Origin of the sequence: Hydromonas duriensis (assembly GCF_004363775.1) — a bacterium.
Lineage (GTDB): Bacteria > Pseudomonadota > Gammaproteobacteria > Burkholderiales > Burkholderiaceae > Hydromonas > Hydromonas duriensis.
Window position 1 is genome coordinate 1 of the sequence record NZ_SNZE01000037.1, and the last position, 13,694, is coordinate 13,694.

At 45.0% G+C, this 13,694-nt stretch carries 17 protein-coding genes and 1 other RNA gene; 12 read left to right on the top strand and 6 right to left on the bottom strand.

Translation table 11 applies throughout. The annotated features are described in order from the left end of the window. The 4 genes from DFR44_RS11490 to DFR44_RS10595 form a co-directional block, all read left to right on the top strand. On the top strand, positions 1–180 hold a 180-nt coding region (locus tag DFR44_RS11490), incomplete at its 5' end, for a hypothetical protein (RefSeq protein ID WP_211336942.1). 58 nt (positions 181–238) lie between these two features. Continuing rightward, the gene (locus DFR44_RS10585; protein ID WP_133621540.1) at positions 239–733 is read left to right on the top strand and encodes an ester cyclase; all 495 of its coding nucleotides are present in this window, start codon (positions 239–241) and stop codon (positions 731–733) included. A 167-nt stretch (positions 734–900) separates the two neighbouring features. Continuing rightward, positions 901–1,329, top strand: coding sequence for an STY0301 family protein (locus DFR44_RS10590; protein ID WP_133621541.1), 429 nt, complete (start codon positions 901–903; stop codon positions 1,327–1,329). Positions 1,330–1,429: 100 nt separating this feature from the next. Then, positions 1,430–1,975, top strand: coding sequence for a hypothetical protein (locus DFR44_RS10595; RefSeq protein WP_133621542.1), 546 nt, complete (start codon positions 1,430–1,432; stop codon positions 1,973–1,975). A 48-nt stretch (positions 1,976–2,023) separates the two neighbouring features. On the opposite strand, the gene DFR44_RS10600 is transcribed toward DFR44_RS10595, so the two are convergent. Beyond that, complete coding sequence (locus DFR44_RS10600) at positions 2,024–2,659, bottom strand: TetR/AcrR family transcriptional regulator (RefSeq protein ID WP_133621543.1); 636 nt, start codon at positions 2,657–2,659, stop codon at positions 2,024–2,026. 157 nt (positions 2,660–2,816) lie between these two features. Here DFR44_RS10600 and DFR44_RS10605 point away from each other — a divergent pair, with 157 nt between their 5' ends. The 6 genes from DFR44_RS10605 to DFR44_RS10630 all read left to right on the top strand — a co-directional run bounded on the left by DFR44_RS10605 (position 2,817) and on the right by DFR44_RS10630 (position 8,029). Continuing rightward, a complete protein-coding gene (locus tag DFR44_RS10605; protein ID WP_133621544.1) occupies positions 2,817–4,097 on the top strand; it encodes an NAD(P)/FAD-dependent oxidoreductase in 1,281 nt (426 codons plus the stop codon). Beyond that, a complete protein-coding gene (locus DFR44_RS10610; protein ID WP_133621545.1) occupies positions 4,094–4,960 on the top strand; it encodes a DUF1365 domain-containing protein in 867 nt (288 codons plus the stop codon). Before DFR44_RS10605 ends, DFR44_RS10610 begins: the two co-directional genes overlap by 4 nt. An 11-nt stretch (positions 4,961–4,971) precedes the next feature. Beyond that, positions 4,972–6,183 (top strand): SAM-dependent methyltransferase, encoded by a 1,212-nt coding sequence (locus tag DFR44_RS10615; RefSeq protein ID WP_133621546.1) that lies wholly within the window; start codon positions 4,972–4,974, stop codon positions 6,181–6,183. An 81-nt stretch (positions 6,184–6,264) separates the two neighbouring features. Next, complete coding sequence (locus DFR44_RS10620) at positions 6,265–6,789, top strand: DUF3833 domain-containing protein (protein WP_133621547.1); 525 nt, start codon at positions 6,265–6,267, stop codon at positions 6,787–6,789. A gap of 2 nt (positions 6,790–6,791) precedes the next feature. Further along, positions 6,792–7,574, top strand: coding sequence for an SDR family NAD(P)-dependent oxidoreductase (locus DFR44_RS10625; protein ID WP_133621548.1), 783 nt, complete (start codon positions 6,792–6,794; stop codon positions 7,572–7,574). Then, positions 7,571–8,029 carry a nuclear transport factor 2 family protein gene (locus tag DFR44_RS10630; protein ID WP_246012107.1) on the top strand — a complete coding sequence of 153 codons (459 nt, stop codon included), beginning with the start codon at positions 7,571–7,573 and terminating at the stop codon, positions 8,027–8,029. The genes DFR44_RS10625 and DFR44_RS10630 overlap by 4 nt, the downstream gene beginning before the upstream one ends. On the opposite strand, the gene DFR44_RS10635 is transcribed toward DFR44_RS10630, so the two are convergent. Together DFR44_RS10635 and DFR44_RS10640 are read right to left on the bottom strand one after the other, a co-directional pair. After that, positions 8,021–8,683, bottom strand: a complete 663-nt coding sequence (locus DFR44_RS10635) for a glutathione S-transferase family protein (RefSeq protein ID WP_133621549.1) — start codon at positions 8,681–8,683, stop codon at positions 8,021–8,023. The genes DFR44_RS10630 and DFR44_RS10635 overlap by 9 nt on opposite strands. A 137-nt stretch (positions 8,684–8,820) precedes the next feature. Further along, on the bottom strand, positions 8,821–9,720 hold the full coding sequence (locus DFR44_RS10640) for an SDR family oxidoreductase (RefSeq protein ID WP_133621550.1): 900 nt from the start codon (positions 9,718–9,720) through the stop codon (positions 8,821–8,823). Positions 9,721–9,813: 93 nt separating this feature from the next. Here DFR44_RS10640 and ssrA point away from each other — a divergent pair. Beyond that, positions 9,814–10,167: a transfer-messenger RNA gene (ssrA, locus tag DFR44_RS10645) on the top strand. Positions 10,168–10,345: 178 nt separating this feature from the next. Beyond that, positions 10,346–11,653, top strand: coding sequence for a tyrosine-type recombinase/integrase (locus tag DFR44_RS10650; protein WP_133621551.1), 1,308 nt, complete (start codon positions 10,346–10,348; stop codon positions 11,651–11,653). Between the two features lie 595 nt (positions 11,654–12,248). On the opposite strand, the gene DFR44_RS10655 is transcribed toward DFR44_RS10650, so the two are convergent. The 3 genes from DFR44_RS10655 to DFR44_RS10665 all read right to left on the bottom strand — a co-directional run. Beyond that, on the bottom strand, positions 12,249–12,878 hold the full coding sequence (locus DFR44_RS10655; protein WP_133621552.1) for a hypothetical protein: 630 nt from the start codon (positions 12,876–12,878) through the stop codon (positions 12,249–12,251). A gap of 153 nt (positions 12,879–13,031) precedes the next feature. After that, positions 13,032–13,367, bottom strand: coding sequence for a hypothetical protein (locus tag DFR44_RS10660; protein ID WP_133621553.1), 336 nt, complete (start codon positions 13,365–13,367; stop codon positions 13,032–13,034). Positions 13,368–13,377: 10 nt separating this feature from the next. Beyond that, positions 13,378–13,694 (bottom strand): hypothetical protein (locus tag DFR44_RS10665; RefSeq protein ID WP_211336943.1); only part of this gene is annotated, 317 nt, incomplete at its 5' end.

Consider the following 13,694-nt stretch of genomic DNA (forward strand, 5'->3'; position numbering starts at 1 on the left):
TTTAATGAGTTTTATATTCAAAGCACTCAAAAAAATCAAATGGCTGTGGTGAACTTACTGGATGCCATGTTGAGTAACGATGTCGCTGCCGTGAATGAGTCTATTCAGACGCTTCAGAATATAGAGCTTGAGTTGCAGATGCAGAAAAAATTAATTCAGAAGGAGGTGGGTAAAAACTAAGCCTTTTTTAATTTAATAATAATTTTATTTAGATAACTAATATTTTAAGGAGTCACACATGAAAAAACACTTTTACGCATTCACAACTTCAGTCGTTGCGCTAGCCGCTTTGTTGGTCTCAAACGCAAATGCCAAACCTCTTAGCCAAGAGCAAGCGCACGCGGCGATTGCCCCTTTGTATAAAAACTTCAGCGTGCCACAAGGCAATGTTGCTGATAATGTTCATACGGGTACAACTTCAGATTGGTTATCATGCGCTGGAGAAAAAGAATGCCGTGGTCAAGATGAATCCATTAAAGTGTTTTCTGGTTTTGCCAAAATGATTCCCGATATGAAATGGGCCATGAAAGACTTGGTTGTGTCTGGTGATAAAGTAGTGGTACGTGGCGAGTTGACAGGAACACCTGCGGGTGAGTTTTTTGGCGTACCTTATTCGGGTAAACGTTTCACCATCATGACCATGGATATGCACACCATCAAAAATGGCAAATTGCAAAAAACGTATCATTTAGAAGATTGGGCTGGCGCTTTGCGTCAATTAAGTGCTAAATAAGAACAGCTTTTTTATGATGTAGTATTCAAATTTGTCTTGAGGTTGGTGGCGTTCTTCAAAAAAATAGAATGAATCTGTTGGTAGGTTATTGATGTCCGTCACCAATATTTTTTAATCGAATTCGCATTGAGTGTGCCGTGTGAATAGAAAATAGGAACGGCTTTATTATGGCAAGCAAATTATATTTAAGAGGCATTTGTGCTTTAGTTGCGGTGGGTGTATCTTTGTCGGCTTGGTCGGCAGAAATTTGCCCCACCGAAATTAAAACCACTCAAAACGCAGTTGATGTTCCAACAGGTTACGGGGTTGGGGAGGATGTGTATGGTCCGCATCGTTTGCAGTCTATCGCTGTGTATGATGGCCTTGTCAAAGACATGGCTAGTCTTGTTCCCGACGTTCAAAAAAAGAGCTTGGCGCGTTGGAATTTTAGTAAGTCATCCAGCTCACAAACACGAGAAATCGCGTGTCACTATTCAAGAACCCGAATCGTGTTGACAAAGGCTTTACCAGTAGGCGTACAATCCTGTACGGCAACATTTGACCCGACTATTCTGATTGAGGGAAGTAGCGAAATCAAATCATTTAAATGCAAATAAGCAATGACACATAATTGATTTTTCGCCACATCGAGATTGAATTAATAAAGGACGGCACACAGAGATGTTCACTTTTTGTCATAGAAATAAAGCGATATTGATGCCACTGGTTGTCAGTCTGTTGGCAGCATGTGGCCACTATCAACCCCCAGTCATTGCCGACGGAGTGCCTAGGGCAAAAGTGACGCTGGAATCCACCGACAAAAATATCAACTTATATGTGAATCATCAAGGCTGCCGTCCGCCAGTGCTGTTTTTGGCTTCGCAGTTACTGGACTTAAAAAAGCCCGTGCATGGGATAAATGCAGACGCAGCTAAAAAACAAGTCGCCACCCGTTTTGCAGCGGATGTGCCTGCCAATCAAATGTTGGTGGTCATCCCCACCAAACGATATTTTGGTCGGACGACTTATTCTTGGGTGAAGACAGGGGCGGCTCCTGCGCTAGTGCCTAATACGGAAGTGTTGTATTGCCCACTGCCTGCTTTTAATTGGACGGCGCAGCCACATCATGTGTATCAAGTTTTCATCGAGAGCACGGGTAAAAACGATTGTGATGTTCGAGCCAAATTGCTTGACATCACGGTTGCTGATAAACCTGTGGACATCAACACCAGTGAAATAGCGACCACCTGCCCGCAGTCTTAATTCGCTAAGCAACGAGCCGATTTAAGTGTTTGACGAAATAAGCGGTTGTTATGGTGTTTTTTTATCGCTTGTTGTTTGAACTTCTATGCCGCTAAATGCCACTTGTAACATGTGTTCGACAATTTGAGCTTTATCCATTTTGCTGAATGTTTGCAAATACTCAACGGCAGGGTCGCACGTGCGTGAATAGTAACTGAATAAAATCACATCGCTGGGCAAATCTGGATTGAGCGTGCCTTGTTTCTGGGCTGCCAACACCAATTTTTCGATTTTTCCGTTGAGTTTAAGCACCCGAGTGACGTATTTTAAGTTGCGCATCAGCATCTCGCGCACGTTGGCGTTGGTGGATGGTAAAAAGGGCATGCCGCCATCTAAACGCACTTCCAAAGCCCATTTTAATAACACTTTGAGCTTGTCTATGGGCTTGGTCTTTGCATCCAATTGACCCAAAAAATCCAATGCACCATCTATCAGCCGAATCAAGGCCTCGCCCACAAGCTCTTCTTTTGATTTAAAGTGCTTGTACAGGCTGGGTTTTGAAATGCCGATGGCGTTTGCTACATCATCCATTGTCATTAAATCATAGCCTTTTGTAGCTAAAATGGTCGTGGTTGCGTCCAAAATGGCAACTTCGCGCAATTTAAAGGCTTGGTCTTTAAAGCTGAATTTTTCAAAAATACTCACGGGTTTCTTTCTGTTACTAATTAGTAGCTATTATTTGCAATTGGTAGTAATATTAACACCATTGTAAAAATCAATAAAGCTTTTCGTTTTGCTTGAATGAACGAACGAACGGACAGGCTTATAAAATCGCTTCAATATAATTAAGGATAACTCAAAAATGAAGGCTACTAAACAGCGCATTGCGGTCATCGGCTCAGGTATTTCTGGTTTGGCGAGTGCGTATTTTTTAAATCGACAGCATGACGTTGTTTTGTTTGAGGCGGGCGATTATTTGGGAGGACATACCAATACAGTGGATGTGTGTGTTGAGGGCATGACGCAGCCAGTGGACACGGGTTTTTTGGTATTTAATCAGGCGACGTATCCGAATTTGATTGCGCTGTTTGCAGAGCTGGGTGTGAGCACTTATGCCACCGACATGTCGTTTAGTGTGTCTTTAAATCAGGGCGCATTTGAATGGGCAGGCACTAATTTAAATACGGTTTTTGCGCAGCGTCGGCATCTTCTGTCTCCTTCTTTTTTGGGCATGCTGCGCGATATTCTGCGTTTTAATGCCGCTGCGCAAGACAATTTAACTTCAAGTTTGCACAACAAAGACACGCTGGGGCAGTTGTTGAGTAAAGGTGCTTATGGTGCGCGATTTCGTGATGCCTATTTATTGCCGATGGCGGCGGCCATTTGGTCAAGTTCACCTAAAGATATTTTGAATTTCCCCGCCTCTACTTTTTTGCGCTTTTGTTTGAATCATGGGCTATTGCAAGTCAACAACAGACCAAAGTGGCAAACCGTCGCGGGCGGCGGACGCGAGTATGTTCAGCGCATTGCAGCCACTTTAGCGGATGTGCGTTTGTCTACGCCCGTGCTGCGAGTTGAACGCCAAGTGGATGGCGTGATGGTGCACACCAATGAGGGCGGCTCAATGTTCGATGCTGTTGTTTTTGCTAATCATGCACCTGATACTTTGGCTTTGTTGGCCGATGCAAGTGTTGATGAAACTGAACTGCTGTCAGCGGTACGTTATCAAGCCAATACCGCTATTTTGCACACTGATGTGCGCCAATTGCCGCAACGTCAAAAGGTGTGGTCGGCTTGGAATTATTTGGGTGGTGCTCAGGATGATGGACAACGGGCGGTGTGCGTCAGTTATTGGCTCAATCAATTACAGCGTTTACCGTTTAAGACGCCGTTGGTTTTGACTTTAAATCCGTTTACGCCGCCTGCGCCTGAACACATTTTGGCTCAATTCGAGTATCAACATCCCATTTTTGACGCGGCCGCGGTTGCAGCACAAGCGCAATTGTCGCGCATACAAGGTCAAAATCGAACTTGGTTTGCAGGTGCGTGGACGGGCTATGGCTTTCACGAAGATGGTTTGAAATCAGCTTTACGCGTGGTTTCAGATTTTGGGCTTGCACCCAACTGGGCGAGTTTGCCATGAAAACCGCTGCCCAATTGATACGCGGCCAAGTGTTTCACGAGCGTCTGCGCCCGACACAACACCGATTTTTGTATCCGATTTTTTGTCTGCGTTTGAATGTCGAGCGCTTGCATGAGATACGTGTTTTTGGATTTGGTGTGAATTGTTGGCGTCCGATTTCGCTACGCACTCGTGATTACGGACCGAAAAATGGTGACGATTTAGCACTTTGGATGCGAGGCATTTTGGCGGAGCATCGCATCGAAGCCGATGGCGATATTTATTTGCAAACCTTTCCACGCATATTTGGGTTTGTGTTTAATCCCGTGAGCTTTTGGTATTGTCACGACACGCAAGGCGGCTTGCGCGCTGTGTTGGCCGAGGTTAACAACACGTTTGGTGAAACGCATCGCTATTTAATCGCCACAGAAACAGGGGCGTGCATAGACAATCAGACGCGAATTGAATGCCTAAAAATGATGCACGTTTCGCCATTTTGTTTGGTGCAGGGGCATTATGAGTTTGGTTTTAATGAAACGCCGAATCAAATGGCGAATAAAACTTGGGTGAGCATCAATTATTTTGATGAGCAAGGGCTGTTGATAAAGACGGGTGTCGGAGGCAAGTTAGAGCCCTTGAGTTCGCGAAATTTATGGCGCGCGTTCCTATCTCAGCCGCTGTTGACTGTCGGCGTGTTTGTCCGCATACACACCGAAGCATTTAAGTTATGGCGTAAACGTGTGCCTTTTTTTACTCAACCCGCCTCACCCAGCGTTGCTTTGACGGTGGCAAAAGGTTTGGAGGGTGCGTCAGCACAAAACGTGTCGTCATCGCCCATATCTGCCCAATCATCTCAATCAACTGTTTCATCTATTAAAAAATAGGACGTTTTAGCATGAATACCACTTCAGTCATCCAAGATACGACACGTGGCGTACCCAGCATGGCAAAAATCTTTATTTCGTTGCTTGGCCGATTGCAGCACGGGCATTTGGAGCTGATTATGCCTGATAACACGCACTTGACGTTCGGCGATGCAGCATCGCCGCTGCGTGCGGTTTTGCAGTTAAGAGACTGGCGCGCGTGCGCACGCATCTTGCGTGCGGGCGACATCGGTTTTGCCGAAAGTTACGAAGCGCACTGGTTAGATAGCCCTGACCTAACCGCTTTGTTGACGTTGGCGATTCAAAATAACGCTGCGCTCGACAGCCTAGTGTCTGGCGGGAGGTTAAGTACATTGTGGTATCGCTTGCGCCATTTTTTGCGCCCGAATACGCGCAAAGGCAGTCGCCGTAATATTCACGCCCATTACGACATCGGCAATGCTTTTTATGGCCGTTGGCTCGATGCCAGTTGGACGTATTCCAGTGCTGTTTTTTATGGCAATTATGATTTGCCTTTAGAGCAGGCTCAGGCCAACAAATACCAGCGCATTATTGATGAGCTGGGTTTAAAAGCGGGCGATAAAGTGCTGGAAGTGGGCTGTGGTTGGGGCGGTTTTGCCGTGCATGCCGCCAAGTTGGGCATAGCGGTGCATGGCATCACCATTTCGCCCGCCCAGTTGCAATTGGCGCAAGAGCGGGTCGCGCAAGAGAATTTAGGCTCATTGGTGCAGTTGGCGTTGTGTGATTATCGGGACGTACAAGGCGAATACGACGCGGTGGTCTCTATCGAAATGGTGGAGGCGGTGGGCGAAAGGTTTTGGCCTGAATACTTCAAAACATTGGCTGCGCGTTTAAAGCAGGGAGGGCAAGCCATGGTGCAAAGCATCACCATTCAAGAGTCAGTTTTTGAGCGTTATCGCAGCACACCTGATTTTATTCAACAATACATTTTCCCAGGTGGCATGTTGCCCAGCCCAGAACGTTTTAATCAACATGCTCAAGCCGCTGGTTTAAAAAACATCAATCAATATCATTTTGGTCGCGACTATGCAGAAACCTTGCGCCGTTGGCGTTTCGCTTGGGAAAAAGAAAAGGCTGCCTTTAGTCAATTGGGCTTAGATGAACGATTTATGCGGATTTGGCGTTTGTATTTTTCATACTGTGAGGTCGGTTTTGATGAGGGTAGAACAGACGTTATTCAATTTTTATTACAAAAGGAGTGAGGTTCGTTCGGTGGTTGAGCTTGGTTAAGTAGAGGTTGATTTTAAAAATAGATGGCTGTGTTCACTGTGATTGGAGTTGTGATGAAAAAAATATTATTGGCCGTTATGGCGGGTTTGTTGTTTGGGTGCGCCGCTCCAGAGGTGAGTCAATATCAGCAAGCTGAACCCAAATTGGACTTGGTGCAATATTTTGTCGGTAAAACCGATGCGTGGGGCATGTTTCAAAAACGCAATGGCGAAGTGGTTAAGCGTTTCCATGTCGAAATTACAGGGACGTACCAAAATGAACAACTGGTGTTAGATGAGCGTTTTGACTACGCGGACGGTACAAAGCAACAACGGGTTTGGACTTTAAAGCAAGCGGCCGATGGCTCGTGGCGCGGAACAGCAGCTGATGTCAAAGGTGAGGCGATTGGTCAAATCGCAGGTAATGCGTTGAACTGGAATTACACCATGCTGTTGCCTGTTGACGGCAGTACTTACGAAGTGCAGTTTGACGATTGGATGTTTTTAATGGACGCACACACGTTATTGAACCGAGCCAAAATGACGAAATTTGGTTTTGAGCTGGGTCAAGTGACGCTGTTTTTCAAGAAAAGAGAATAATCATGTGGCCTCCTCTCAATCCGCCCATCAAAGATTGGACCGACAAGCGCATTTGGTTGATTGGTGCGTCGAGCGGCATCGGCGCAGCTTTAGCACGACACGCTTTAAGTGCAGGCGCAAAGGTTATTTTGACCGCCAGACGCCAACCTCAATTAGAAGCGGTGGCGGCAGGGCATAAGCAGACCTTGGTGCTGCCTTTTGACGTGCTCGATACCGCTGCGTGGTCGAAGGCATACGCCAGCATTGTGTCGCGCTGGGGCGGTGTTGATTTAATCGTATTTTGCGCAGCCGACTATCGCCCCGAACGAAGCTGGGCTGTTGAACCTGCCGTTGCGGCTCAAACCCTACAAATTAATTTGGGCAGCGTATACAGCGGTTTAGCCACTGTATTGCCCGATTTGATGGCGCAAGGGCATGGTGGCGTTGCTTTAGTCGCTAGCGTGGCGGGCTTTGTGGGCCTGCCCAATGCCAGCGTATACGGCCCCAGCAAAGCGGCTTTGATTAATTTGGCTGAAATTTTATACACTGATTTACACCCCCAAGGTTTAGCGGTGTATTTGATAAACCCAGGTTTTGTCAAAACCCAACTCACGGCGCAAAATAGATTTGCCATGCCCGCCTTGCAAACGCCAGAGCAAGCAGCACTGGCGATTTGGCGAGGTTTGAGCAGAGGACAATTTGAAATACACTTCCCGCGACGCTTTACCCAACTGCTTAAAATATTGCAGTTGTTGCCGTATCGCTTACGCTTTTTTTTACTCGCTCAACTGGTGCAACCGAAATGAAAACAACAGACGATTTGATGCAACAACGATTGCATGCTTTACTGGCATGGTACAGCGGCTTGCAAGCCCATACTGTGTGCCAAGCTGGGGATTTTTATGCGGTCAATGCACGCTTTAAAGACCCTTTTAATGACGTCATCGGCGTGGCAAATATTGTTTCTATCTTTGACCACATGTTTACCACCACAAACAATCCCCGCTTTTTAATCGACCAGCGCATCATCCAGCACCAGCAAGCATTTGTGACATGGACGTTTGAATTTGAGTTGAGAGGGCGGCTGTATCAGATTGTGGGTGGTTCGCATTTTGTGTTTAATGACGATGGCTTGGTGGTTTTGCATCGTGATTATTGGGATGCGGCTGAAGAATTATTGCAAAAATTACCCGTGGTGGGCGCGCCCATACGTTGGCTGAGAAAACGATTCGCGCTGCCACAGGCGAGTGTTTTAAACTGAGTCACTACGCAACTCTAAGATGCTCGCTGGTTGTACTTTGAGTCTCTCGGGCGCTGTACACTCAAACGATGAACGGGCATGCCAAGCGCTCAACCAAGTCAGCGCATGTTGACCGACATGCGCGTCGAATACATCGTTCAATCTGAATCGCACATATTCCACCGCCACCGCCAGACACATATTAGGGAGATTCACACTCGCGTGCTGTATGCTCGGTTGTTTTTCCAGAAGCGCATCGAGACCACTCAAGGCGCGTACCAAGGCGGCATGAGCGCGTTCCAATAAAATATTACCCGATGCGTCAGAGGCGAATCTTTCCATGATGACCTTACGAAAAGAAAGCTCCATCAGACTCTTGCCCAGTGCAAGTTGTTGCAGTGCAGCTGGATTGCCGTATTCGGTGTGTGTCAACGCCGAACGTGTGGGTTCGGCAGTCGCAATCAAATGTTCGCAGATTATTAAACTTTCGTACAGAGCTGTATCGTCGTTTAGTCTAAGCGTAGGGATGGTGGAAAATGGATTCAGTGCCAGCAGCCTTTCGGGGGACGCCCAAGGGTCAATCCAAATCAAATCCATATCCTTTACTCCAACCTCTAAAGCGGTGACCAATACAAGGCGGGCAAAAGGCGATGTGTCGTTCAAATATAAGCGCATAAAATCTCCAATCTAGGGGCAAATCTAGGTGACAGCGTATTGTGAAGTGCGACCTACGCATTCATCGGTTTGTAATACAAGCGTATTAAATCCTGTTGTTATAGTTTCTTTCATTTTTAGCCTCCCTGTTGTCGATTTTATTTGTTCTTTATGTCTTCGATAGTCAACGGCATATTCATTTCTAAAAAGTGCTTGACTGACGGGTAACGTAAACGCACAGCCAACTCATTTTTTATTTTTTCATTCGACAGCCGTCGAGATTCGCGCACAAAACTCCACTGCATTGGCGGTAACGCAGCTTCTAAAGCTGTTCGCTCCATGCGAGGTGGGGCAGGTAGCCCAGCCGCTTTTGCCAATAAGCAAAACCAATCCCCCATTTTTAGTGGTAAGTCATCGCTTGCATTGTAAACCTTGATTCCACTCGGTTGAGCTAAAGCGGCAACGCACATCATCGCCAAATCATCGGCGTGAATATGATTGCTAAAACCATCTTCATCCTCATTCAGTACGGGCAACCCTCGACGCAAGCGTTCAAGCGGCAGCCGTTCCAATGAATAAATGCCTGGCGCACGCAAAATGGTCAACGTCATGCCATGCCTTTTGGCAAAATCCATCAATTGACGTTCAGCATCCGCCCGCCGCACGGCTCGCTCACTTTCGGGATTCAAAGGGCATGTTTCATCAACCCATGCGCCTGCACAATCGCCATATACGCCTGAAGTACTGATGTAAACCAAATGTCGCGGTGCGCCGCCATGAGCCAGCCAATGCGAGAGCAACGCCGCCAAGCGCGTATCACAACGCCCGACATGGGGCGGAGGGGCCGTGTACAGCACCGCCTGCGCACTCTTTGGCAACATATCAAAATTTGCATCATCCAAATCGCATACAATCGATGTCACCTTTTTTAAAGGTACAATTTGGCGTTGAGTCGCCCATACACGCCAATCTCTCTCAAGAGCGGGCAGCGCACGCCGCGCCACATCGCCTAAACCAATGATAAGTAATTTGTTTAAATGTATTTGATGAGTATTCATGCGTGTATTTTAGAACGAATCGGCTCAAAGCCAACCGCTTATTCATCAAGAGTCGCCGTTATTCATTAAGCTGTGTTAAAATGCCAGCTGTCTGGGGGTGACCTGGTTTCGACGTGGGTTACAAAGCGGACGAGGGCATACCGAGGATCAGCTACCTCGTAAATACAACTGAAAAAAACTAAACGCAAACGATAAAACGTTCGCATTAGCAGCTTAATTGCCGCTAGCCGCTGTACCGAGTTGTCTTTGGCTTGGATTTCAGCGTCATTTACAAAGAACCGACTGCATTTGGGTGACTTAAATGTGGTTTAAATTCAAGGTCAATCGCGGGTTAAGCGTTAGCTTAATTGATGCAAGCCCCGCTAAAGTTTAAAAAATTAAGCTAAGTATGTAGAACTCTTCGTAGAGGATTTGCGGACGCGGGTTCGATTCCCGCCACCTCCACCATATTGAATTATAATGCCATCCGATGTAAACAGAATCCCCGTAAATTTAAAGGTTTACGGGGTTTTTGTTTGTCAGTGAGCTTCAATGGATACATTGACAGCCATAATAAAAGCGGGTAATTTTGAGGGTAAGAAATAAATCAGTACAAACTCTTACCCACTATAAAGCTCAAACCTGCATGAAACAACTCTTAAACGACACTGCCATCAAAAATGCTAAACCCTCGGATAAAACGGTTAAATTAACGGATGGGGGTGGTTTATCCCTATTTATTGAACCCAACGGCTCAAAACGCTGGCGTTATCGTTACAAATATAACGGTAAAGAACAGATGCTGTCATTGGGTATTTATCCTGCGGTTTCTCTTAAAGAGGCCCGCATTGCTCGTGACAAAGCGCGTGAGTTGCTAGACCAAGGTACAAACCCCAGTACAGAACGCCGCCAACAAAAACAAAACGCCATCATTGCTCAAACCAATACTTTTAAAGCCGTTGCATTACTGTGGTTTGAACGTTGGCAAAAAGGCCGTGACTCGACTTATGCTGATAGGGCGATGCGTCAATTAGAAAAAGATATTTTTCCATCCATCGGTCATAAGCCTATTAATGATGTAACTACTCTTAACATTGTTCACCTTGTTGAGGGTGTTGCTAAACGCGGTGCACTTAACATGGCTGAAAAAGCCTACGTGAAATGCGGTCAAGTATTTGACTATGCGCTCACTTTTGGTTACGCCACACAAAACCCTGCACGTATGGTTAAGCTCTCTGACATCATCACAGTGCCTCCTGCCATTAACCAAGCACGCATAAAAATTGGTGAAATGCCCAAACTGTTACAGGATATTGATACCTATAACGGTAATGCACTCACTCGTCTTGCTTTGCGCTTAATGTCCTTAACTTTTGTCCGAACAAAAGAGCTGATTGAAACACCTTGGAGCGAAATACCACCCTACATACTCGATACCCCACTGTCTGAAATTGATTACAACAATGCGGTATGGGAAATCCCCAAAGAGCGTATGAAGCTGCCACGCCCTCATATTGTGCCGCTGTCACGCCAAACCGTTCAACTTCTAAAAGAGTTACATAAGCTCAGTGGACACAATGAGTATTTATTCCCTAGCCAAAACTTAAGAGGTAAAACCATGAGCAACAATACCATTCTTTATGCACTGTACCGCATGGGTTATCACAGTCGCATGACGGGACATGGTTTTAGAGGTGTCGCCTCCACGTTTCTAAAGTCGGATTATGTGCTCACCCATGTTATCAATAGCATGGGTGAAAAAGAAACCCTTGAAGTCTTGCGCTTTAACCCCGATGCGGTTGAGTTACAACTGGCTCACGTCCCACGTAGTCAAGTAGAGGGCGCATACGACCATTCCGAGCATTTACCAATTCGTATCAAGATGATGCAGTATTGGGCGGACTATCTTGGCAAGCTACAAAAACAAGGTGAAACCATCACTGCTAAGGTCTAACGCAAAATATTCGATTTACCTGCCGACCCCCATGCTTTTTTCCATGTTTCATAAGCCCCTAAAAACGCAGAAAAATATATTCGTCACAACTGCAATGTTAGTTATCAGTCTCACTATGCTGATTTGCGGGGGGAATTGAGGGAATTGAGGGAATTGAGGGAATTGAGGGAATTGGGGGAATTGGGGAAAATGGTCTTGTAAACCTTGATAACATTGAGTTTATGCGTATACAAGAGCGGGGAATAGCTGTTGATTCGTCCCCCTAATTCCCCTTAATGAGCTGATTTTTTGGAGGAAGTCAGACGCAAATAATCATTTACCAGTAAATTAAATCGCCAATTTTTAAAATGGAATTTTAAAAATTTAATAAGGTTTTTATCATCGTTTGATAATCAGGCGTAGGCAGTAGATGAATGCTGCCGTTGCTAACGGCCTGCATCATCGGTACAAACGAGTTCGGCTCATAAATGTAATGCGTGGTGCGGCTGTTATCAAACGCCTGTTCAAGTTGCCCCGTATGCGCATTGACCTGTTGGCGTTGGCCATAGGTGGATTCCCACCCAGCGCTATCACTATCAATTTTTTTGGAAAAGTTTTAAGAATCTAGTAAAGGAGGATAACCTATCTCACTTATTTCATTTGAAAGTAAAGAGAAATCAATGTCTTTATTAATAGCTTTCACTTCAGTTTCTGTTAATGGGGCGTGATCGAAGATTTTTTTACATATCTCTAAGTCCAAACTGATTTCGTAATAATCGTCAGCCCATTCTTTGTATGTATAAGCAGAGTTGATGAACCATTGGAGTAATTTTATGGAACCATCTTCTCCTTGTTTTTCAACCAAAGCCTTAATCCAAAAATGCTTAGTAAAATCATACCAATAGATAAATGATGCGTCTTGCATTGAAAATGCCAACTCATTAACAAATAGAACGATTAGCTCGTCAGGCATTTGCACATTTATAGATGGTTCGAACTTTGCAACATATTCGTTACTAGAGTCAGAGTACTTAGCTTTAATTGCACAATAAGATGGCCCCCACAGAATAAAATAATCGCTACCTTCCCCGTCACGCATAGAAGCCATTTTCTCGCTAGATGACCATTTGCTGTTAAAACTAAAGTATCTATACTCCCATTCTGGACAAATTATCGCATCTAGCAAAGCGAGAGACTGAGACAGCTTGAGTAATTCGTTTGGATTCGGAATTGAAATTTCTTCCATAGAATCTCCTTCTTTTATATAAGTTGGTTACGGTTTTGGAAGCCTCCCCTTTTCTGTTTTCCAGTTTGAAATTTGGCTTACTTTATTTGAAAATCCACAACTAAGCATTCTAAAAAGAAACGCATCCCTAGCCTCATTTTGGTTCACATGATGTTACTTGCTTTCAAAAATTTTAGTCAAAAAACTGCTTAGTATCTCTGGGGAATCCTCAGGCAAGTGAATAATTAAGTCTTTGTAGGGGTGAGAGATAGCTGTGCGAACCTCAAAAGCAACCGTGCTATTGCTAAAATTTTTGAGTCTAACTAAATCATAGCCAGTGATACCAAAACTTGACTCAATATAGACCCCAAAATTATCGTCATCCTCTTCGAACTCTGTTTTTGAAAGAATAATATAAGTATCTGGGTCTACTGCTTTCCCTACAGCAAACGACACAACACGAACATCATCCTCAACATAACACGATATTTGCTCTGCTAAAAAATTCATTATGTCCTCATTATTTCTTTGGCCAAGATTTAGTTTTTATCACACCATTTTCTGGCCAATTATAGTTTATCGTTGCTCCACTTCCCTCCGCAGTCTTTCGCATTTTTCCCTGACACGAAGGACAAGGCGGGTATTGCCCATCAATTGTCATATTATCGCCAGGCTTCAAAGGTATTTGTTTAACTGCACGAGCTTCAGTATGTGTAGCGAGTGTGCTTTGAGGAAAACCAAGGGTAATCATCCCAAAAAATAAAAGCGAATCAAAGTAGAAAAAAGTCCTTAAACTCACAAGAAAAGGAATACTACGATGAAAGCCAAGAAATACAG